Raw genomic sequence first — 21,274 nt, forward strand, 5'->3', positions numbered from 1 at the left:
TTGTTGGTCCATATGGACCATGCGATTGATTGCAGAAGGGCGTATACAGAAAACTGGAATAAAGATAACAACTAAGGATGCAGTATTATGTCAGCGGCCCAATCTCACTCCTCTTCAGCACCTGCCGGTGCGCTGGCGGTGATAGCTGAAACAGTCACTCGTCAACAACAGGCACAGCTGGCTAAGCCTGTGGTGGAGTTTGCTGAGCGTAAAGCCAGAATTCAACAGGTGATAGATCTGCTGGTGGCGGGACATGTCTCTCTGGCAGATGCCATGGAAGCAGATTTTGGCGGCCGCCACAGGGGCTTCTCTTTGATGAATGATATTTTGGGGGCGCTGGCTTCCCTGAAGCATACCCGGGATAATCTGGGTACCTGGATGGAAGCCGAGAGTCGTCCAGTATTTTCCCCCTATGATCAGCTTGGTGCCACTGCAAAGGTGCAATATCAGCCTAAAGGCGTTATCGGCATAATGGGAACCTGGAATGCTCCTGTCTACACACTGCTCAGTCCACTTGCCTGTGTATTGGGGGCGGGGAACAGGGCTGTGTTAAAGCCTTCAGAAGTGACGCCAGCAACAGCCCGGGTGTTGGCTGAACTATTTGCTAAATTTGTCGACCCTGAACTGGTTGCTGTGATTAATGGTGATGCCGAAGTGGGAGCCGCCTTTGCAAGCGCTGGCTTTGACCATCTGGTGTTTACCGGATCGACTGCAGTGGGTAAGAAGGTGATGACTGCTGCAGCGGCCAATTTGACTCCAGTGACGCTGGAGCTGGGTGGTAAGTCACCGGCAATCATCAGTCGCAGCGGTGATTTGGTTGAATATTGCAGACGTATTGCCATTGCCAAGGGCACCAATGGTGGGCAGATCTGTGTCAGTCCCGACGTACTTTATGTGCCCGCTGAGAGCCTGGATGTCGCCACTGAAACCTTATTGAGTCAGTTTAAGACTCTGTATCCCACTATTACCGGCAATGCTGATCTGACTCCTGTGATTAATCAGACTCATTTTGATCGTATTCAATCTTATATTGAAGATGCCAGAGCAAAGGGGGCAGGGATAAAGGTGAGCCATGAAGGCGTAGAAGGTGATGATCGCCGCCTGCCATTGACCTTGATTGTAGAGCCCGACGCCGATTGCACGGTAATGCAGCAAGAGATATTTGGTCCGGTGCTCATTATCAAGGGGTACGATAAGACATCTGAAGTGTTGGCGGATATCAATAGCCGGGAAAACCCTCTGGCGCTTTATTGGTTTGGTACCGATCAGCAAGAGAAAGAGCTGGTGCTGACACATACCCGTAGCGGTGGCGTGACTGTTAATGATGCGTTGGCTCATGCGGCGATGCATGATGCGCCATTTGGTGGCACAGGCGCCTCAGGTATAGGCCATTATCACGGTAAAGAGGGCTTCCTGGAGTTCAGCCATATGAAGACGATATTGCAGGCTCCCGATTACGATCCCAGAGGCGAATGGGGTATGTTGCCGCCGTATCATGAAGGCTTCGAGGCAATGATGGCGGCTCAGGTTACTGCTGACTGATATCCCGGCGCTTTTTGTTAAAGGCCATTAGCAGCAGGTCGATAGCGACGATAAAAAGTATGGTCAGGCTCACGGTTCGGGTCGCTTCGATGGCGAACAGGGAAATATTTCCTTGCCACTGAAACAGTGACACCAGCTCAACCAATATCAGGGCGAAGCAGGGGACTGCAATTGATAGGGTGATAATCGCTGTTTTTGCCATAGGCTGACCTTATATTGAAAACACTCCTTTGACTAAGTGTAGAAACACAAAAGGCTCCTGCCAATCAGGAGCCTTTATGTTTTTCGGGCCAACAGAGTTTATTCAGTCAACTCTCCGGCCAGATTGAGTTGCATCAGGCGTTTGATCTCTTCTGAAGGAAGATCTTTACCCAGCAGGAAATGTAATTTGGCCAGAGCGGCCTCAATGGTCATATCGGCACCGCTGATCACGCCGTTACGCTTAAGGCCTGTACCTGTTGCATAACCGGACATATTGACCCGTCCCTGGAAACACTGGGTCAGGTTTACCAGCACAATACCTCGTTCATCAGCCTCTTTCAGGGTATTCAGCAGTTCTGGATCTTCTGGGGCATTTCCCACGCCAAAAGTCAGAATAATGAGTGCTTTTACCGGCTGCTGAAGCAGGTTCTCGAAAATCTCTGTGGAGATCCCCGGATAAAGAGTGACTACACCGATTGGCTGTGGGCGAACACAGGCTACTTCAAGTGGTTTGTTTGAAGGTTGGGTCACTGCGCCTTTTTTAAGACTGATCTTAATCCCGGCTTCAGCCAGCATGGGAAAGTTAGGGGAGGCAAAGGCATCGAAACCGTCGGCGTGAGCCTTGGTGGAACGGTTACCGCGAAACAGCTTGTTATTAAAGTAGAGGCAAACTTCGGCGATGGGGTAATGAGCAGCCAGGTAGAGCGAATTCAGCAGGTTGGTTTGACCGTCGGAGCGTAATTGGCTCAGGGGGATTTGAGAGCCGGTAACGATAACGGGTTTAGACAGTCCCTGCAGCATAAATGAGAGCGCTGAGGCGGTGTAAGCCATGGTGTCAGTACCGTGGAGGATCACAAAGCCATCGTATTTATCGTAATTTGCTTTGATGTCATTTGCGATCTGTTGCCAGTCGGTGGGCTTCATATTGGAGGAATCGATAAGGGGACTGTATTCGTGAATGACGAAGTCCGGCATCTCATCGTGGTAAAACTCCGGCATGGACTGAACACACTCAGTCAGAAACCCCGCCGCCGGCACGAAGCCCACATCGGTTTTCTTCATACCTATGGTGCCGCCGGTATAGGCGATGTAGATAGTAGCTTTGGTCATTTGCTTTGTAGGGAAAGTCGCGGTGGCGCAAGTATAGCGGAAAGATATATTTACTGAAATATTTGCGACAACGGGAGTGGAATAGGGTGATCCAGATAATGAATGTTTTTTACCTGTTGCTGCTGTTATAAAAAAGCCCGGCTAAGCCGGGCTTTAATCAAATAGCTACCTAGTAATTACAGATATCGCAGTACAGGTAAATGCCATTGGGGTCATTAAAGCTGTCGAGAATCTGAAGCTCCTGTTCAGCCTTTGACAGCATCTGTGCCAGCATGCCTTTATCTGCCTGCATTTGTGGCAGGTAAGCGGATGCTGCACCAAAAAGATCCTGAATAAGTGCTTGTTCGGCGGACAGCTCCTGCTCAATCAGCTTGGTGTCGTAATGTTCCAGACCTGCGAATTCAGCTGCTTTGGCAACCGCAGCCTGCAGGTCGCCGAGTTCATCTACCAGTCCAAGTTCCAATGCTTTAACACCGGTCCAAACCCGACCCTGAGCGATCTTGTCCACGTCAGTGGTACTCATATTTCGGCCCTGTGCGACGATATTAATAAATTCGCTGTAACCTCTTTCTATACCACGCTGAATAACAGCCTGAACCTGAGGTGACAGGGAGCGGGTCACAGTGAGTCCCGCCCAGTCAGAGGTCGCAACACCATCGGTATGGATCCCAAGGTTTGCCAGGGTTTTCTCAAAGGTGGTGATCATCCCGAAAATACCGATGGAACCAGTGATCGTAGTTGGCGTGGCAAAGATATAGTCGGCATCGGCGGAAATCCAGTAACCACCGGAAGCAGCATAACTTCCCATGCTGACAACTACCGGTTTGTTGGCCTGTTGCAATGCCAGTACTTCCTGACGGATCTGCTCTGACGCAAAGGCGCTGCCGCCTGGGCTATCCACTCTGAGAACAACCGCTTTGATATCGTCATCGTATCTTGCTTTACGCAACAGGGCAGAGGTGCTTTCGCCGCCAATTTCTCCCGGCTGTTGATAACCGTTCAGGATCTTACCTTTGGCAACCACAAGCGCGATATTCTCGTCAGCCATGGTCAGGCTGGGTTGGTTAATCAGGCTCAGGTAATCCTCAAAATGTACCTGACGGAAGGTATGGTGTTCATCATCGGCAGCTACCAGAGTTTTCATCTCAGCTCTGAAACTGTCCAGAGTTCCCAGAGCATCGACCCATCCCAGCTGCAGGGCGACCATAGCGGGCTGGCCCTTGGCTTTATCCAGATATGCCAGATATTCATCGGCATTAAGTGACAGTGTGTCGGCTTTTATCTTGCGATTGGCCAGGATGGTATCTTCATAGGATTGCCAAAGTCCGCCGAGCAAGGCCGTATTTGCCTCTTTCGCGGCCGGAGACATATCGTCACGCAGGAAAGGTTCAACAGCGGACTTATAGGTGCCTACGCGAAATACATGGGTTTGAACATCAAGCTTCTCCAGTGCACTTTTAAAGTACATGCGATAGCTTGCCAGACCGTCGATCATCACACCGCCCTGAGGGTTCAGGTATACCCGGTCGGCGAAACTGGCGAGGAAGTACTGCTGCTGATCATAATAGTCACCATAGGCGAGCACCTTTTTACCGGCAGCCCTGAACTCATTGAGGGCGTCACCTATGACCTGCAGTTTACTCATACCGGCTCTACGAAGGTCCGGAAGAATGAGCACGATAGCTTCTATTCGTCTGTCTTCTGTGGCGTTGTGAATGGTATCCAGCACATCGCTGAGCAGGATTTCATGTTCATCCGGGTTGTTTTTCCCCTGGCTGAAAAACGCTTCGACCGGGTCGATATAACGTTTTTGATCCACGATCGAGCCAGATAGCTCAAGCACCAATGCGGTATCAGGCTTCACCTTGATGCTGTCATCGCTGGATAAAGTCACAATAAAAGCGGCTAACAGGCCAAATACCAAAATATTCAATATCAACTTGCGCAGGCCATTGACCATACGCCAAAGCCCTACAAATATACGTCTGATTACAGAAGGTTTTGTCGACATCCAGGGTCGCTCCTTTTCATTACTATCAGGGATATGCTAACTCAGAACGGCACTCCTTGCGCCCCCGATTTGTAAAGTAATTTAACAACTGGTCTGCAGTGAGATATTGAGCTCATTTGAGGGGCAGGTTATGCTGGTTTAAATCACATGTTTTAAAAGGATGTTTGAATGTCGGCCGAACAGATAAAAATAACACCCGGAACCGAGGCTTCTCCTTATCCTCATATGTTGGCGCCTCTGGATTTAGGCTACACCCAACTCAAGAACCGGGTATTGATGGGATCCATGCATACCGGACTGGAAGAAGAAAAGGGCGGGTTTGAAAAACTGGCCGCTTTTTATCGTGAAAGAGCCGAAGGTGGCGTAGGCCTGATTGTTACCGGGGGCATATCTCCAAACTTCCGAGGTCGACTGGCTCCTCATGCTTCCCAACTGAGCTTTCCCTGGCAGGTGAGTAAACACAAAATCGTGACCGATGCAGTGCATGAAGCCGATGGTAAAATTTGTATGCAGATACTGCACGCAGGTCGCTATGGCTACCATCCTTTCTCTCAGGCTCCCAGCGCCATTAAGGCGCCAATCACGCCTTTTAAGCCATGGGCTATGGCATCCTGGCAGGTAAAACGCACTATTGCGGCATACATTCGCTCTGCTCGCCTGGCGAAACAAGCCGGGTATGACGGTGTAGAGGTGATGGGCTCTGAAGGTTATCTGATTAACCAGTTTATCTGCTCCCGCACCAATAAGCGTACTGATGAATGGGGCGGCAGTTTTGAAAACCGGTGTCGCTTAGCACTGGAGATTGTCAAAGGCATTCGCGCCAAAGTCGGCAATGATTTTATCATTATTTTCCGGTTGTCCATGCTGGATCTGGTGGATAAGGGCTCAACCTGGGATGAGGTAGTGCAGCTGGCCAGGTGGCTCGAGCAGGCCGGTGTCACCATTATCAATACAGGTATCGGCTGGCATGAGGCCCGTATTCCGACTATTGTAACCTCAGTTCCCCGCGGCGCTTTTGCCTGGGTGACTGAAAAGCTGAAAAGCGAAGTCAATGTCCCTCTGGTTGCCACCAACCGTATTAATACTCCGGAAGTCGCTGAGAACATTATTTCGTCAGGTCAGGCGGATATGGTGTCTATGGCGCGTCCATTCCTTGCAGATGCGGACTTGGTTAATAAGGCTGCCGCGGGTCAGAGCGAGCTTATCAATACCTGTATTGGCTGTAATCAGGCCTGTCTGGACCATACTTTCTCTCTCAAGCGGGCGACCTGTTTGGTTAACCCAAGAGCCTGTTACGAAACAGAGCTTAACTTCACCCCCACGACCCAGGCCAAACGTCTGGCTGTCGTCGGGGCAGGGCCAGCAGGTATGGCCTTTGCCGTTTATGCCGCCCAGCGTGGCCATAACGTGGTGGTGTTCGAGGCCCGGGGCGAAGTTGGTGGACAGTTTAATCTGGCCCGTAAAATTCCGGGTAAAGAGGAGTTTGACGAAACTATTCGCTACTTCGACCGTCAGTTCGCCAATTTGGGCATAGAGTTAAGGCTTAACACCAGGTTCACTCCTGAGCTGCTCGATGACGAGAAGTTTGATGAGATTATTATGGCCACGGGAGTCGTGCCCCGCATGGTTAAGGTTCCCGGCTTTGACTCATCCAATGTGGTGACCTATCAGCAGGTACTGCGCGGAGAAGTGGAAGTCGGCCAGAAAGTGGCACTGATAGGTGCTGGTGGTATTGGCTTTGATATGGCGCACTTCCTGTGTGAATCAGAGTCCAGCACCCTGAATCCCTCGGCCTGGTTTAAACAATGGGGCGTGGACACAGCCTATCAAAACCGGGGCGGCCTGGCTGTGGTTAAGGACAGTGAGGCTGCGACAGCTCACCAGTCACGGCAGGTTTATCTGCTGCAACGCAAAACCTCCAAAATTGGTAAAGGCCTCGGTAAAACCAGTGGTTGGGTGCATCGCAGTGTGATTAAGCAGCACGGCGTTATTACCAAAACCGGTGTGTCTTACGATAAGTATGACGAGCAGGGGTTGCATATTACTGTCGATGACAAGCCAGAAGTCCTTGATGTCGATACTGTGGTGCTGTGTGCCGGTCAGGAGTCGAACCGCGAACTGGAGTCCGCCTTGCAGGCCACTGGCGTTCCTGTACATTTAATTGGTGGCGTTGATGTCGCTGCAGAGTTGGATGCCAAGCGAGCCATTCGTCAGGGCGCTGAACTGGCGGCCTCAATTTAATCATCATCTGCTCCTGCAGGTGGATATCTGCAGGAGCTTATATGAAATCCCTACCTTCCTTCTTTGCGGTGTTCATTATTGCCCTGATATCGGCCGCTATATCACTGCCAACTTTCTCTGCTGAATTTGATCCCGAACTGGCCAGACAGACAGGGGCGGATGCCTACGGAATGAAGCCTTACGTGGTGGCATTTTTAAAAGCTGGTCCTAATCGCAGCGGCTCAGATGCAGAGAAAGCAGCATTGCAAAGGGCGCATCTTGATAATATCAAACGCCTGGCTGATGAGGGTTTGCTGGTGTTGGCCGGACCATTTCTGGATAAGGGAGAGCTCAGAGGGATTTATATCTTTAACGTCAGTGATGTTGAAACCGCCCGAAAGCTCACTCAAAGCGATCCTGCCATTCAATCCGGGAGTTTGGTGATGGAGTTAAAGCCCTGGTATGGCTCGGCAGCGCTAATGATGGTGAATGAATGGCACTCCAAGTTGGCTGAGAAGGGGATTTAACGCTTAGTAACTGCGGGCGAAGGGGATCTGCCAAAGCCTTATTCCTTTCTTTAACGACCGTTGGCAATTGATTGGCTTAATCCAGTAGCAAAGTTTTTTGTAACAGGTGTGCGGGACGGGTAACAACCTGCACGCCGTCGGGAGACAGGTCCAGATTAAGATTGGTTTCCGGCACACAACAACAGGGCAGACATTCGTCGGCTTCCAGAGATGCCAGAGGTGGAGTGAGATAGCTGACCTTGCCGGAAAGCACACGGGTCTTACAGGCGCCGCAATAACCACTGCGGCACTCTGAGAAGAGCTTTATCTTCTTAAACTCGAGTGCTTCCAGCAAAGTCTCGTGCTGCTGATTGAACAGCAGCACAGGTTGACCTTGAAGGCTGACGATAGGGTCTTTCTTAAAGATCAAAGTCAAGGAACTCATTTTCGTCGATGGAAGAGTCAATCTGTCCCACCAGGTAGGAAGAGACTTCTACTTCCTGCGGGGCGACCTGAACAGAGTCACTTTCCAGCCAGTTCTTCATCCATGGCAGTGGGTTGCTCACCTCTGCATATGGCAGTGGCAGGTTAACTGCCTTCATACGTTCATTGGTGATGTATTCAACGTACTGACACAGGATGTTTTCGTTCAGACCAATCATGGAGCCATCTTTGAACAGATACTTGGCCCACTCTTTTTCCTGCTCGGCAGCGCGCACAAACAGGTCATAACATTCTGAATAACACTCGATGGCAATCTCAGCCATTTCAGGATCATCTTTACCTGATTGCATCAGGGCCAGAATGTGCTGGGTACCGTTCAGGTGCAGTGCTTCGTCACGGGCGATCAAACGGATGATTTTGGCGTTGCCTTCCATCAGTTTGCGCTCGGCGAAAGCAAATGAGCAGGCAAAGCTCACGTAGAAGCGGATGGCTTCCAGTGCGTTTACCGACATCATGCACAGATACAACTGTTTTTTCAGTGCACGCTGGGAGATTTCCATCTCTTCACCACCGACCTGATGTACGCCTTCACCCATCAACTCATAAGCCTGAGTCATACGGATCAATTTGTCATAGTAGGCGGAGATATCTTCGGCACGCTTGAGGATCTGCTCGTTCACCACGATATCGTCAAACACCTTGCTTGGGTCGTTAACGATATTACGGATAATGTGAGTGTATGAGCGTGAATGAATGGTCTCAGAGAAAGACCAGGTTTCGATCCAGGTTTCCAACTCAGGCAAAGAGACCAGTGGCAGGAAGGCCACGTTGGGGCTGCGACCCTGAATAGAGTCCAGCAGTGTCTGATACTTGAGGTTGGAGATAAATATGTGCTGTTCGTGCTCCGGCAGTTTACCGTAGTCAATTTTGTCGCGGCTGACGTCCACTTCTTCCGGGCGCCAGAAGAAGGACAGCTGCTTCTCGATCAGCTTTTCAAAGACTTCATACTTTTGTTGGTCGTAGCGAGCCACGTTAACCGGCTGGCCAAAGAACATAGGCTCTTTGGTGGCATCGTTGGGAGTTTGACAAAAAGTTGAATAAGCCATGGTGTCTTCCTGAGAAAGGGGCCCTGAGGCCCCGATAAACTAACTGGGTGTTGGATTAGATCTTACAAGCGCCGCCTGCACAATCGTCATCCTCTTTCTCTAATGCGGTCAGATTATCAAACTTGTCTGACGCACCGTCACGTGTGTTGTGATAGTAGAGGGTCTTAACGCCCAGTTTGTATGCTGTCAGCAGATCTTTAAGCAGCTGCTGCATTGGTACTTTATGGCCGCTGAAGCGACTTGGATCATAGTTGGTGTTGGCCGAAATTGCCTGATCGATAAACTTCTGCATGATACCAACCAGCTGCAGGTAACCATCGTTGCCCGGCATTTGCCACAACAGCTCGTACTTGTCCTTCAGCTCATCAAAGTCAGGTACTACCTGCTTCAACTGACCATCTTTACTTGCCTTAACACTGATCAGGCCACGTGGAGGCTCAATACCATTGGTAGCGTTGGAGATCTGAGAAGAGGTCTCAGATGGCATCAAGGCAGACAGAGTAGAGTTACGCAGGCCATGCTCAACGATATCTTTACGCAGACCTTCCCAATCCAGGTGCAGCGGCTCTTCACAAATCTTGTCCAGTTCACGCTTGTAGGTATCGATAGGCAGGATACCCTGAGCATAAGTGGTTTCATTAAAGGCAGGGCAGGCGCCTTGCTCTTTGGCCAGATTCATGGAGGCTTTCAGCAGATAGAACTGAATCGCTTCAAAGGTCTTGTGAGTCAGACCGTTGGCACTGCCGTCTGAATACTTAACGCCGTTTTTAGCGAGATAGTTGGCGAAGTTAATCACACCAATACCCAGAGTACGACGGTTCATGGACGCAATTTCAGCGGCCTTGATTGGATAGTCCTGATAGTCCAGCAGGTTGTCCAGTGCGCGTACTGCCAGATCTGACAGGTGCTCGAGCTCATCCAGGTTCTGAATGGCACCCAGGTTCAAGGCCGACAGAGTACACAGGGCGATCTCACCGGTTTCGTCGTCGATGTTGTTCATCGGCTTGGTTGGCAGTGCAATTTCCAGACACAGGTTGGACTGGCGAATTGGTGCAACCTTGGAGTCGAATGGACTGTGGGTGTTGCAGTGATCCACGTTCTGTACATAGATACGGCCGGTAGAGGCACGTTCCTGCATCATCAGACCAAACAGCTCAGACGCTCTCAGACTCTTCTTACGTATGCTGTCGTCCTGCTCATATTGCAGATACAGACGCTCGAACTCATCCTGATCTTCGAAGAAGGCATCGTACAGACCTGGTACATCCGATGGGCTGAACAGAGTGATGTTGCCACCCTTGATCAGGCGGGTGTACATCAGCTTGTTCAGCTGTACGCCGTAGTCCAGGTGACGGATACGGTTGTCTTCTACACCACGGTTGTTTTTCAGAACCAGCAGAGATTCTACTTCCAGGTGCCACATAGGATAGAACAGCGTTGCAGCTCCGCCACGTACGCCACCCTGAGAGCAGGACTTAACCGCAGTCTGGAAATACTTGTAGAAAGGCACACAACCAGTATGGAAGGCTTCACCACCACGGATTGGGCTACCCAGAGCACGAATACGACCGGCGTTCACGCCGATACCGGCACGCTGGCTGACGTACTTCACAATAGAAGACGCAGTCGCATTGATTGAATCCAGGCTGTCACCACACTCGATCAGTACGCAGGAACTGAACTGACGGGTAGGGGTGCGCACACCAGACATAATGGGTGTAGGCAGCGAGATCTTGAAAGTAGATACCGCATCGTAAAAGTCTTTGATGTACTGCAGACGGGTTTCCCGTGGGTAACGGGCGAACAGACAGGCAGCAACCAGAATGTAGAGGAACTGCGCACTCTCATACACTTCGCCGGTGACACGGTTCTGAACCAGATACTTACCTTCCAGCTGCTTTACTGCAGCATAAGAGAAGTTCATATCACGCCAGTGGTCAACATAGGAGTCCAGAATATCCAGCTCTTCTTTGCTGTAATCTTCCAGAATATGGGTGTCGTATTTACCCAGTTCTACCAGACGGGTGACATGGTCGTGCAGAGCGGGTGGCTCAAATCGACCGTAGGCCTTTTTACGCAGATGGAAAATGGCCAGACGTGCCGCCAGGAACTGATAATCCGGAGACTCCGGAGAGATCAGGTCCGCTGCAGCTTTAATAATGGTCTCATGGATAGCTTCGGTGGGGATACCGTCATAGAACTGTAAGTGAGAACGCAGTTCTACTTCGGAAACAGATACCTTGTCTAATCCTTTAGCTGCCCAGGTAATAACGCGGTGGATCTTATCGAGATCGATAGCTTCACGCTCTCCACTACGCTTGGTGACTGTCATATTGCTATTCATTAAAAATGAGCCCTGAATGTAAAAGACAAAAAACACCTGGTGTGTCGCTACTACTGAATACCCTGAACGCAAACAGGCCAGACTGGCCAAGGCGGGCGATAACTACTGTCAGCGCACTGCTTATCCGGTTTTTGTGAACCGTGTTATTAGTGTTCGGATTTCATGCGACACACTATATATGGTGTCAAATTCAAACTTAACTACAAGATAGTGAGGTTTTGGGGGATTTGCAAGTTGCAAATTATATGACATCTTGTGGATAAGATGAGGATAATTTCCGGGGGTGAGCAGGGGCTAACCCCGGAGGTATAAAGCTACGCGCACTGCAGGCCAGTGGATGAAATTCGTGCCCCTTAAAACGAAAATTCTGATTGCGACTTTATCAAGCGATCCAGATATTCGTTCTGCTTATTTAAGGTGATCCAAAAGTGATAAAGGCGACACTAATTGTAAAACTGCGGGCCAGATCCCGGGATCATCTGTTGCAGAAATATATCCCCACAGAGCTGTGACTCCCTGCATGCCGGCCGCTTTAGCCGCCAGCAGATCCCGCTCGGCATCACCAAGATAAGCGATCGCATCCACTGCAATACCGGATTGCATGGCCCCAAGATACATAGGAGCCACATCTGGCTTGCTGCGAGTACAGGTATCGCCGCTGATAATGCAGCTGAGCTTATTTGTTAGCCCCAGAGCATCGAGCAGGGGCCGGGTATAGCGGGCGGGCTTATTGGTAATGACTCCCACCTTTATATCTCTAAGGATCAATTCATCCAGCAGTTGGCCGATGCCATCAAACAATGACGCCTGTTTGCCATTGACCTCGCTGTACCAATGCAGCAGGCGCTGTTGCAGCAGTGACTGGGTGTCTTCATCCAGCTTTGGCTGGGCAGCTTTAACCAAAGCCAAACTGCCGTGAGATGCTTGTTCACGCATGCTCTCCAGGCTTTGCTCTTCAAGGCCATGCTCTTTGAGGGCCAGATTCAGTGCAGCCACCAAATCTGGCGCTGTATCCACCAGGGTGCCATCCAGATCGAACAGCACAGCCTTGATACCGATTAACTGGGCTGACATCAGTCAACCTTCTGGGTGGCAATCATATAGTTCACTTCCACACTTTTGGTGTAGCGGAACAGGCCTGTGATTGGGTTGTAGGTAATACCGTGGGCATCGCGACACAGGAGGTCGGTGTTGTCCACCAAAGCCATCAGCTCCGAAGGACGAATAAACTTGGCGTGGTCATGGGTACCAATGGGCAACATTTTCAGCAGGTATTCGGCACCCAGAATGGTTTCGACATAGGAGCGCAGGTTGCGGTTGATGGTAGAAAAGAATACCCAGCCGCCTGGCTTAACCATATCGCAGCAAGCCTGGATAACAGACTGAGGATCTGGTACGTGCTCCAGCATCTCCATACAGGTCACCACATCATATTGTTGTTTGTGCTCATCTCGATGAGACTCGGCAGTATTTTTGATGTAGTTGATGTTAACGCCGGCTTCGAGGGCATGCAGGCGTGCTACCTCCAGCGGTTCCTCGCCCATATCCAGACCGGTCACATTGGCACCGATACGCGCCATGCTTTCAGACAGAATACCGCCGCCACAACCCACATCCAGTACCTGCTTACCAAACAGACCGCCTGACTTCTCATCTATATAGTTAAGACGCAGAGGATTAAGTTCATGCAAAGGTTTGAATTCGCCCTTTGGGTCCCACCAACTGGCGGCCATACTTTCAAACTTGGCGATTTCTTTTGGATCTACGTTGTAATTCTGTTCCATGGTTTACCCTGAGTGTGCTTTTATTGCAAAACGGCGTCATTATGAATCAGGCTTACAAAATAAAACAGCATGTCGGGTGAAAGGTTTATTAATCCAGGTCAATCTTTGTCCTTGATGACTGATAACTGAACTGTTTTGTAACCTAATAAAGCTGGTTTTACATAAATAAGGCACAAATTAAGGTTTAATGCTCGAAATTGGCATTAAACTGACCGCTTTTTGACCCCTGTAACCTAAGGGGGCTATTTCATTCCGACTTGGATCTGGCGACATTAAATAACTGTGTTAGAATGCCAAATCACGTTTGTTGGCTGAACAAGGGCACCGGTTACGGCGCGTCAGCTAAATTTTCAGGGGATCGAGCAGTTTATGACTGATCTGGCTTCATCTATTTCGCCAATTAATATTGAAGACGAACTAAAGAATTCGTACCTGGATTACGCCATGAGCGTAATTGTTGGACGAGCATTGCCGGACGTGCGGGACGGTTTGAAACCGGTTCATCGCCGCGTTTTGTTCGCAATGAATGAACTTAAGAACGATTGGAACAAGCCATATAAAAAGTCTGCACGTGTTGTGGGCGACGTAATCGGTAAATATCACCCTCACGGTGACAGCGCGGTTTACGACACCATAGTACGTATGGCTCAGCCTTTCTCGCTGCGTTATACGCTGGTGGATGGCCAGGGTAACTTTGGTTCCATCGACGGTGACGCTGCAGCGGCAATGCGTTATACGGAAATCCGTATGGAGAAGCTTGCACACCAGTTGCTGGCTGATCTGGAAAAAGAAACCGTAGACTATGTGCCTAACTATGATGGTACTGAGCAGATCCCCGCTGTACTGCCCACCAGAATTCCAAACCTGCTGGTAAACGGTGCCTCAGGTATCGCGGTAGGTATGGCTACCAATATTCCGCCTCATAACCTGAACGAAGTGGTTCAGGGCTGTCTGGCACTGATTGAAGACCCAGGGCTGTCTATCGAACAGCTGATGGATTACATTCCGGGGCCTGACTTCCCAACTGCAGCATTTATCAATGGCCGCAAGGGCATTATCGATGCCTATCACACAGGCCGTGGTAAAGCGATTATGCGGGCCCGCGCTGAGGTGGAAACCGAAGACAATGGCCGCGAGCGCATCATTGTTACCGAGATTCCATATCAGGTGAACAAGGCGCGTCTGATTGAGAAAATCGCTGAGCTGGTTAAAGACAAGAAGATTGAAGGCATCAGTGGCCTGCGTGATGAGTCCGATAAAGACGGTATGCGTATCGTTATCGAAATCAAACGTGGCGAAGTGGGTGAGGTAGTACTGAACAATCTGTACTCCCAGACTCAGATGCAAACCTCTTTTGGTATAAACATGGTGGCACTGGCCAATGGTCAGCCAAAGCTTTTCAACCTCAAAGAGATGTTGGAAGCCTTTATTCTGCACCGCCGTGAAGTGGTTACCCGTCGGACCGTATTCGAGCTGCGTAAAGCCCGTGACCGTGCCCATATTCTGGAAGCACTGGCAGTCGCGCTGGCCAACATTGACCCAATTATCGCACTGATCAAAGCCTCCCCAAGTCCTGCTGAAGCGAAAGTTAAGCTGGTGGAGAACGGCTGGGCGCTGGGTAATGTTCAAGGCATGCTGGAGAAGGCTGGTGATGACGCCGCCCGTCCAGAGTGGCTGGAGCCTGAGTTTGGTATCCGTGACGGCCTGTACTATCTGACTGAGCAACAGGCTCAGGCAATTCTGGACCTGCGTCTGCACAAGCTGACCGGCCTGGAACACGAAAAGATTCTGTCTGAATACGAAGAGTTGCTGGAGATCATCGCAGGTCTGCTGTTTATCCTGCGCAGCCCAGAACGTCTGATGGAAGTGATTAAGGAAGAGCTGGAAGAAGTTCTTGAGCAGTTTGGTGACAAACGCCGCACTGAAATCAACGCCAACGAAATCGATATCAGCCTCGAAGATCTGATCAACGAAGAAGATGTTGTGGTAACCCTGTCTCACTTGGGTTATGCCAAGTACCAGCCGCTGACTGATTATCAGGCTCAGCGCCGTGGTGGTAAGGGTAAGGCTGCAACCAAGGTTAAAGACGAAGATTTCGTCGAAAAACTGCTGGTAGCCAATACCCACGATACTATTCTGTGCTTCTCAGACTTCGGTAAGATGTACTGGCTCAAGGTTTACCAGCTGCCGCTGGCCAGCCGTCAGAGCCGCGGTAAGCCTATCGTTAACCTGCTGCCACTGCAGGAAGGTGAGCGTATTACCGCTATTTTGCCGGTTCGTGAGTACGAAGCTGACAAATTTATTGTGATGGCCACTTCTCACGGTACCGTGAAGAAGACCTCTTTGATTGAGTACAGCCGTCCACGTGCCAACGGTATTATCGCCGTTAATCTGAAAGACGGTGACCAGCTGATCGGCGTTGATATTACCAACGGCGACAGCGAAATCATGCTGTTCTCTGACGAAGGTAAAGTGGTTCGCTTCCATGAAGATCAGGTTCGTGCCATGGGCCGTACCGCTACCGGTGTTCGTGGTATCAGGCTGGAAGATGGTCAGGAAGTGGTTTCACTGATTGTTCCAACTGATGACTCTCCAATTCTGACTGTAACCGAGAACGGTTTCGGTAAGCGTACCGAACTGGCCGAGTACCCAGCCAAGAGCCGTGCGACCAAGGGCGTAGTGTCCATTAAGGTGAGCGAGCGTAACGGTGCGGTTGTTGGCGCAGTTCAGGTTGGCGAGAATGATGAGATTATGCTGATCAGTAACAAGGGTACCCTGGTGCGTACCCCGGCTGAAGGTGTGTCTATCATTGGCCGTAACACTCAGGGTGTACGTATCATTCGCGTCGCTGATGACGAGGATGTGGTTGGTCTGCAGCGTATCGATGAAATCGAGGTTGTTGATCTTCCTGAAGGCGAAGAGCCGATTGAAGGTGCAGAGGCTGCTCAGGCCCCTGAAGACAACGCCGCGGTCGAGAACGACGCCGAATAATATTGTAATTGATAAACGGGCATCACTTGATGCCCGTTTTTATTTCGCTGTTATCAAGCGAGCAAGTGGAGACAAGGAATTGAGCGCTGTATATAACTTTTGTGCCGGCCCGGCGATGCTACCCAAGGCTGTGATGGCGAAAGCCAGCCAGGAGTTTGTTGATTGGCAGGGGATGGGGGTTTCTGTGATGGAAATCAGCCATCGCAGCAAAGAGTTTATGGCCTTGTCCAGTGAAGCAGAAGCGTCATTGCGTAAACTGATGGATGTTCCGGACAACTATCGGGTGCTGTTTATGCACGGTGGCGGACGGGGACAGTTCTCTGCTGTTGTGAATAATTTTATGGGCAATAATGGCCGCGCCAAATATTTGGTGAGTGGCCAGTGGTCCAAGGCTGCTGCAGAGGAAGCTGTTAAGCTTGCAGGTGCTGATGCTATTGACGTTGTTGATGTGGTCAGTGACGACAATGGTGTTAAGTCTGTTGTATTGCCAAGCTTTGAAGGCCAGGGCGATGAATATCGCTATCTGCACTATTGCCCCAATGAAACTGTAGATGGTATCGAAATTTTTGAAGACATAGATTGCCCCTGGCCTGTGGTCGCGGATATGTCCTCCAACATTCTATCCCGTAAGATAGATGTCAGCCGCTATGGTCTTATCTATGCCGGTGCCCAAAAGAATATCGGCCCCAGTGGACTTGCGATTGTGATTGTTCGTGATGACCTGCTTAATCTGCCGACCCTGAGTCAGTCATCAATTATGGATTACCGCCTGGCCCGGGATAATGACTCCATGTACAACACGCCGCCTACCTATGCCTGGTATCTGGCAGGAGAGGTGTTCAAGTGGCTTGAGCAAACTGGTGGTGTGGATGCCATGGAGCAGGTCAATACCGCCAAAGCAGCACGCTTGTACCAGTGCATCGACAGTCTCGGCTTCTATGGTAATAAAGTAGCTGCAGCCAACCGTTCCCGCATGAATGTGACCTTCCAATTAGCTGATGAGTCGCTGAATGAGGCTTTTCTTAAGGAAGCAGAAGCCATCGGGCTTGTAGCATTGAAAGGTCACAGAATTGTCGGTGGAATGCGCGCCAGTATCTACAACGCCATGCCGATGGAAGGTGTTGAAGCCCTGGTAAGCTTTATGGAAGATTTTGCGAGCCGCCACGGTAACTGATACTGCGTTGAGTAGCCTGACCGCATATGGTTGGAGCCGAAAATAAAAAGCGAATGCCTGAGCATTCGCTTTTTTAATGTCTGTTGCGCTGGTTAAAGTACGGCTAACACCACAGAGTCACTGAAACAACTACAGCACTTCGGCAATCGATTTGGCCAAGTAGTCGACATTGGTTGAACTGATACCCGCGATACTGATACGGCTGGAGTCCACCATGTAGATGGAGTAATCCTGTTTCAGGCGGCTGACCTGCTCAGCAGATATCCCCAGGAAACTGAACATACCTTTCTCGTCGGCAATAAAGCCAAAGTTACGGTTAACACCCAGAGCGTGAAGTTTTTCCACCAACACGGCACGGTTGCCATTAATCCGGTCACGCATCACTTTCAGCTCTTCAAGCCATTGGGCTTTTAATTCGTCACTGCCCAGAATGGTTTCAACAACGGCAGCGCCATGGGCTGGAGGCATAGAGTAAATACAGCGAATGGCATAGAGCATCACTGACAAAGAGATGTCTGCCTGAGCGGCATCTCTTGCAATCAGGGAGCAGGAGCCAATACGCTCACGGTACAGACCAAAGTTCTTTGAACAGGAGGCACACAACAGCATATTGTCCACTTTTGCCGCCATCGCCCGAACGCCGTAGGCGTCCTGGTCAACACCGTCGCCAAAGCCCTGGTATGCCATATCAATCAGAGGCATACAGCCGCGGCTGGCAATCACATCAATAACCTGATCCCACTGACTCTGGTTCAGATCTGCTCCACTTGGGTTGTGACAGCAGGCGTGCAGCAGCACCACATCCTGTTCATCCACTTGCTTCAGACAGGCCAGCATTTCATCAAATTTAATAGACTTGCTGTCATAGTCATAATAGGGATAGGTCTTAACTGTGAGACCAGCGGTTTCAAAAAGACCAGTATGATTTGCCCAGGTCGGGTCACTGACCCAAATGGTCGCTCCTGGTTTGCAACGTTGAATAAAGTCAGCCGCCACGCGCAGTGCACCGGTTCCTCCTGGAGTGGATACGGTACGAATACGGCCTGCCAGCAGTGCAGGGTGGTCTTTGCCAAAAGCCAGTTCACTCATCAGGGTGTTGAACTGCGCGCTGCCAGTAGGACCTATATATACCTTGGTGTCCTCAGACTCCAGCCTGAGTGCCTCAGCACGTTTTACGCAATTGAGGATTGGAGTATGCCCAACCTCGTCTTTATAAACACCCACCCCCAGATCGACCTTATTGGGATTTTGGTCTTCGCGGTATTGGGTCAGGAGTCCCAGGATAGGATCGGCGGGCAAACCTTTGAGAGTTTCAAACATGGCGTCTTTGGCCTCTTGTTGTAATTTATGAAAATTCCTTTTGTCCTGATGCAGGCTGTCGCGATCAGAGAAGATTTATCTGTCTGTTAGCTTAACCATTATGGCCTCAGGATATAAAGCTGAAACTGGTCTTAAGTGGTGTTTAGCAGGTGTCTGCTTTAGTTGCCATCTTGGCCTGACAGGGGCAAGGGAACAAGTGGCATATGGTGTTTTTTCCGGCTCTTGAATAAAAATCAATATAAAAGCCCGGAAAAAGACAAAAAACACTTGTGTCAAACCCAGCGATAAGTAACGTAAAGTGCAAACAGATTCCAATTTATCCCGGCGATTTGTCACGTTGGCGTTACGCCGGTAAAAATTCAGTGTCGGAACAAAAAACAAAGGATGGCCAGATACCCTATGAAGCAGTTAAGACTTGATGCCGTTAAACACATTCAAGGCACGGTAAATATTCCGGGTTCAAAGAGCATATCCAACCGCGCCCTGCTGCTGGCAACGCTGGCGAAAGGGACCACCACTCTGACCAACTTGCTGGATGCCGATGATATCCGGCATATGCTTAAGGCGCTGGGGCAACTGGGGGTAGAGTACTCGTTGTCAGAAGACAAGACTCGTTGCACTGTGACAGGTAACGGCGGTGCCATCAGCAGTGAATCTGTCCTGGAACTGTACCTGGGCAACGCGGGTACCGCCATGCGTCCGCTGTGTGCGGCGTTAACTCTGGGGCAGGGCGAATTCGTGCTGACCGGAGAACCACGCATGGAAGAACGTCCGATTGGCGATCTGGTTGACGCGCTGGCTCAGTTGGGCGCTGATGTCGACTACCTTAAAAATTCCGGCTTTCCTCCGGTCAGAATTAATGCCACTGGCCTGAAAGGTGGTGATGTGGAGATAGCCGGCGATTTGTCCAGCCAATACCTGACCGCACTCTTGATGGTAACCCCACTGGCACAGGGTGAGGTGACCATACATATTAAGGGCGAACTGGTTTCCAAACCTTATATCGATATCACCCTTGCATTGATGGCGCAGTTTGGCGTTGAGGTCGAAAACCTGGACTATAAGCGCTTTGTGGTAAAGGCCGGTCAGGAGTACGTTTCACCTGGAACCGTGTTGGTGGAAGGTGATGCTTCTTCAGCATCATACTTTCTCGCGGCAGGTGCCATCGCCGGTGAAGTCAAAGTCACAGGGGTAGGTAAGTTGTCTATACAGGGTGACGTTAAGTTTGCCGATGCGCTGGCAGCCATGGGGGCAGATATTGAGTGGGGAGATGATTACATCATTGCCCGCAAGAGCGCACTTAAGGGTATCGACATGGATATGAACCATATTCCGGACGCCGCCATGACGATAGCCGTAGCTGCACTGTTTGCCCAGGGCCCAACCCGGATGACCAATATCTATAACTGGCGCATCAAGGAAACCGATCGCCTCAAGGCTATGGCCACGGAGCTTGGTAAAGTCGGCGCGCAAGTGGAAGAGGGCCACGACTATATCAAGGTCACGCCAAGCACTCAGTTGATCAGTGCAGATATCGATACCTACAACGATCATCGTATGGCCATGTGCTTTTCCCTGATGGCGTTTGCCGATTGTGGCATAACCATTAACGATCCAGACTGTACCTCCAAGACCTTCCCAGGATATTTCAAGCAATTTGAATCACTTTGCGATAAGTAAAACGACTTATTCATAAGCAGGTAAACTTTATTTGTATACACTGAAGCTGAAAAACCAACGGATTTTTCAGCTTCAGTGGTATATAATGCCGCGCGCTCATTTCGGTGTTATCACGGAAGAGGGGTTTAATTTGCGGAGGAATCTATGTCTGAATTGGCTCCAGTAGTCACTATCGATGGCCCTAGCGGTGCAGGAAAAGGCACCATCAGTCAGCTTTTGGCACAGCGTTTAGGCTGGCAATTGCTGGATAGCGGTGCCATTTACCGTGTGCTTGCCCTGGCGGCAATCCATCACAATGTAGAACTGGACAATGAAGAGGCTATCACCCTGTTGGCTGCTCACCTCGATGTGCAATTTATGACAGTTGCAGGTGTCGAGGGTGTCAAGGTGGTACTTGAGGGTGAAGATGTATCGTCGGCAATCCGAACGCAGGATTGCTCCAACGCAGCGTCAAAAATCGCCGCATTTCCAAGAGTAAGGGAAGCTCTTTTGCGTCGTCAGCGCGCATTTAAATCTGCCCCCGGTTTGGTGGCCGATGGTCGCGATATGGGCACAGTGGTTTTTCCTGATGCACCGGTCAAACTGTTTTTGACTGCAAGCGCCGAAGAAAGGGCGCAAAGACGCTATAATCAGTTGCAGGACAAGGGCTTCGATGTTAATATCGATCGCCTTTTAGCCGAGATTAAAGAGCGGGACGACCGAGATATGAATCGCGCAGTAGCGCCTCTGGTTCCCGCTGAAGATGCCAAAGTCATTGACACTACCGGCATAGGCATAGAAGCAGTGCTTGATATCGTACTCAAGCACTTAGTTGAAAAGTTATCTGACACCGGCCTCTAAG

The 21,274-nt window shown here is 50.3% G+C and carries 16 protein-coding genes; 7 read left to right on the forward strand and 9 right to left on the reverse strand.

What is annotated here, in order from left to right; genetic code table 11:
• Positions 1 to 87: 87 nt before the first annotated feature.
• Positions 88 to 1,542 (forward strand): coniferyl aldehyde dehydrogenase, encoded by a 1,455-nt coding sequence (locus tag ACFOE0_RS15250; protein ID WP_248935997.1) that lies wholly within the window; start codon positions 88 to 90, stop codon positions 1,540 to 1,542.
• Here ACFOE0_RS15250 and ACFOE0_RS15255 read toward each other — a convergent pair.
• The 3 genes from ACFOE0_RS15255 to sppA all read right to left on the reverse strand — a co-directional run bounded on the left by ACFOE0_RS15255 (position 1,529) and on the right by sppA (position 4,864).
• Positions 1,529 to 1,744, reverse strand: coding sequence for a hypothetical protein (locus ACFOE0_RS15255; protein ID WP_248935998.1), 216 nt, complete (start codon positions 1,742 to 1,744; stop codon positions 1,529 to 1,531). The genes ACFOE0_RS15250 and ACFOE0_RS15255 overlap by 14 nt on opposite strands.
• Positions 1,745 to 1,842: 98 nt before the next feature.
• Positions 1,843 to 2,853, reverse strand: coding sequence for an asparaginase (gene ansA / locus ACFOE0_RS15260; protein WP_248936000.1), 1,011 nt, complete (start codon positions 2,851 to 2,853; stop codon positions 1,843 to 1,845).
• A gap of 169 nt (positions 2,854 to 3,022) precedes the next feature.
• Entirely contained in the window at positions 3,023 to 4,864 is a 1,842-nt protein-coding gene (gene sppA, locus ACFOE0_RS15265; protein WP_248936001.1) for a signal peptide peptidase SppA, read from the reverse strand.
• 168 nt (positions 4,865 to 5,032) lie between these two features.
• Here sppA and ACFOE0_RS15270 point away from each other — a divergent pair, with 168 nt between their 5' ends.
• Positions 5,033 to 7,105, forward strand: a complete 2,073-nt coding sequence (locus ACFOE0_RS15270; RefSeq protein ID WP_248936003.1) for an NADPH-dependent 2,4-dienoyl-CoA reductase — start codon at positions 5,033 to 5,035, stop codon at positions 7,103 to 7,105.
• Positions 7,106 to 7,146: 41 nt separating this feature from the next.
• Positions 7,147 to 7,611, forward strand: a complete 465-nt coding sequence (locus ACFOE0_RS15275) for a YciI family protein (protein ID WP_248936004.1) — start codon at positions 7,147 to 7,149, stop codon at positions 7,609 to 7,611.
• 76 nt (positions 7,612 to 7,687) lie between these two features.
• On the opposite strand, the gene yfaE is transcribed toward ACFOE0_RS15275, so the two are convergent.
• The 5 genes from yfaE to ubiG all read right to left on the reverse strand — a co-directional run bounded on the left by yfaE (position 7,688) and on the right by ubiG (position 13,268).
• Entirely contained in the window at positions 7,688 to 8,035 is a 348-nt protein-coding gene (gene yfaE, locus ACFOE0_RS15280) for a class I ribonucleotide reductase maintenance protein YfaE (RefSeq protein ID WP_248936006.1), read from the reverse strand.
• Positions 8,010 to 9,140 carry a class Ia ribonucleoside-diphosphate reductase subunit beta gene (gene nrdB / locus ACFOE0_RS15285; RefSeq protein WP_248936007.1) on the reverse strand — a complete coding sequence of 377 codons (1,131 nt, stop codon included), beginning with the start codon at positions 9,138 to 9,140 and terminating at the stop codon, positions 8,010 to 8,012. The genes yfaE and nrdB overlap by 26 nt, the downstream gene beginning before the upstream one ends.
• A 55-nt stretch (positions 9,141 to 9,195) precedes the next feature.
• Positions 9,196 to 11,484 carry a class 1a ribonucleoside-diphosphate reductase subunit alpha gene (gene nrdA / locus ACFOE0_RS15290; RefSeq protein ID WP_248936008.1) on the reverse strand — a complete coding sequence of 763 codons (2,289 nt, stop codon included), beginning with the start codon at positions 11,482 to 11,484 and terminating at the stop codon, positions 9,196 to 9,198.
• Between the two features lie 408 nt (positions 11,485 to 11,892).
• Entirely contained in the window at positions 11,893 to 12,558 is a 666-nt protein-coding gene (locus tag ACFOE0_RS15295; protein ID WP_248936012.1) for an HAD family hydrolase, read from the reverse strand.
• Positions 12,558 to 13,268, reverse strand: coding sequence for a bifunctional 2-polyprenyl-6-hydroxyphenol methylase/3-demethylubiquinol 3-O-methyltransferase UbiG (gene ubiG / locus ACFOE0_RS15300; protein ID WP_248936013.1), 711 nt, complete (start codon positions 13,266 to 13,268; stop codon positions 12,558 to 12,560). Before ubiG ends, ACFOE0_RS15295 begins: the two co-directional genes overlap by 1 nt.
• Positions 13,269 to 13,637: 369 nt before the next feature.
• On the opposite strand from ubiG, the gene gyrA reads away from it, so the two are divergent.
• Both gyrA and serC read left to right on the forward strand, forming a co-directional pair.
• The gene (gene gyrA, locus ACFOE0_RS15305; RefSeq protein WP_248936014.1) at positions 13,638 to 16,259 is read left to right on the forward strand and encodes a DNA topoisomerase (ATP-hydrolyzing) subunit A; all 2,622 of its coding nucleotides are present in this window, start codon (positions 13,638 to 13,640) and stop codon (positions 16,257 to 16,259) included.
• A 79-nt stretch (positions 16,260 to 16,338) separates the two neighbouring features.
• The gene (gene serC, locus ACFOE0_RS15310) at positions 16,339 to 17,433 is read left to right on the forward strand and encodes a 3-phosphoserine/phosphohydroxythreonine transaminase (RefSeq protein ID WP_248936016.1); all 1,095 of its coding nucleotides are present in this window, start codon (positions 16,339 to 16,341) and stop codon (positions 17,431 to 17,433) included.
• 129 nt (positions 17,434 to 17,562) lie between these two features.
• Here serC and ACFOE0_RS15315 read toward each other — a convergent pair whose 3' ends face one another.
• Complete coding sequence (locus tag ACFOE0_RS15315) at positions 17,563 to 18,753, reverse strand: amino acid aminotransferase (RefSeq protein WP_248936017.1); 1,191 nt, start codon at positions 18,751 to 18,753, stop codon at positions 17,563 to 17,565.
• Positions 18,754 to 19,152: 399 nt separating this feature from the next.
• Between ACFOE0_RS15315 and aroA the strand changes: the two genes are divergently transcribed.
• The gene (gene aroA / locus ACFOE0_RS15320) at positions 19,153 to 20,433 is read left to right on the forward strand and encodes a 3-phosphoshikimate 1-carboxyvinyltransferase (RefSeq protein WP_248936018.1); all 1,281 of its coding nucleotides are present in this window, start codon (positions 19,153 to 19,155) and stop codon (positions 20,431 to 20,433) included.
• A gap of 144 nt (positions 20,434 to 20,577) precedes the next feature.
• Complete coding sequence (gene cmk, locus ACFOE0_RS15325; protein ID WP_115136709.1) at positions 20,578 to 21,273, forward strand: (d)CMP kinase; 696 nt, start codon at positions 20,578 to 20,580, stop codon at positions 21,271 to 21,273.
• Position 21,274: the final 1 nt, after the last annotated feature.

It is taken from the genome of Shewanella submarina (genome assembly GCF_042646185.1).
Lineage (GTDB): Bacteria > Pseudomonadota > Gammaproteobacteria > Enterobacterales > Shewanellaceae > Shewanella > Shewanella corallii.

Excerpts from the sequence above, each read along its gene's own strand:
- nrdA (WP_248936008.1), bottom strand. The coding sequence starts at position 11,484 with ATGAATAGCAATATGACAGTCACCAAGCGTAGTGGAGAGCGTGAAGCT.
- ACFOE0_RS15255 (WP_248935998.1), bottom strand. The coding sequence starts at position 1,744 with ATGGCAAAAACAGCGATTATCACCCTATCAATTGCAGTCCCCTGCTTC.
- yfaE (WP_248936006.1), bottom strand. The coding sequence starts at position 8,035 with ATGAGTTCCTTGACTTTGATCTTTAAGAAAGACCCTATCGTCAGCCTT.
- ubiG (WP_248936013.1), bottom strand. The coding sequence starts at position 13,268 with ATGGAACAGAATTACAACGTAGATCCAAAAGAAATCGCCAAGTTTGAA.
- ansA (WP_248936000.1), bottom strand. The coding sequence starts at position 2,853 with ATGACCAAAGCTACTATCTACATCGCCTATACCGGCGGCACCATAGGT.
- ACFOE0_RS15250 (WP_248935997.1), top strand. The coding sequence starts at position 88 with ATGTCAGCGGCCCAATCTCACTCCTCTTCAGCACCTGCCGGTGCGCTG.
- aroA (WP_248936018.1), top strand. The coding sequence starts at position 19,153 with ATGAAGCAGTTAAGACTTGATGCCGTTAAACACATTCAAGGCACGGTA.
- ACFOE0_RS15315 (WP_248936017.1), bottom strand. The coding sequence starts at position 18,753 with ATGTTTGAAACTCTCAAAGGTTTGCCCGCCGATCCTATCCTGGGACTC.
- ACFOE0_RS15270 (WP_248936003.1), top strand. The coding sequence starts at position 5,033 with ATGTCGGCCGAACAGATAAAAATAACACCCGGAACCGAGGCTTCTCCT.
- cmk (WP_115136709.1), top strand. The coding sequence starts at position 20,578 with ATGTCTGAATTGGCTCCAGTAGTCACTATCGATGGCCCTAGCGGTGCA.
- gyrA (WP_248936014.1), top strand. The coding sequence starts at position 13,638 with ATGACTGATCTGGCTTCATCTATTTCGCCAATTAATATTGAAGACGAA.
- sppA (WP_248936001.1), bottom strand. The coding sequence starts at position 4,864 with ATGTCGACAAAACCTTCTGTAATCAGACGTATATTTGTAGGGCTTTGG.
- ACFOE0_RS15275 (WP_248936004.1), top strand. The coding sequence starts at position 7,147 with ATGAAATCCCTACCTTCCTTCTTTGCGGTGTTCATTATTGCCCTGATA.
- nrdB (WP_248936007.1), bottom strand. The coding sequence starts at position 9,140 with ATGGCTTATTCAACTTTTTGTCAAACTCCCAACGATGCCACCAAAGAG.
- ACFOE0_RS15295 (WP_248936012.1), bottom strand. The coding sequence starts at position 12,558 with ATGTCAGCCCAGTTAATCGGTATCAAGGCTGTGCTGTTCGATCTGGAT.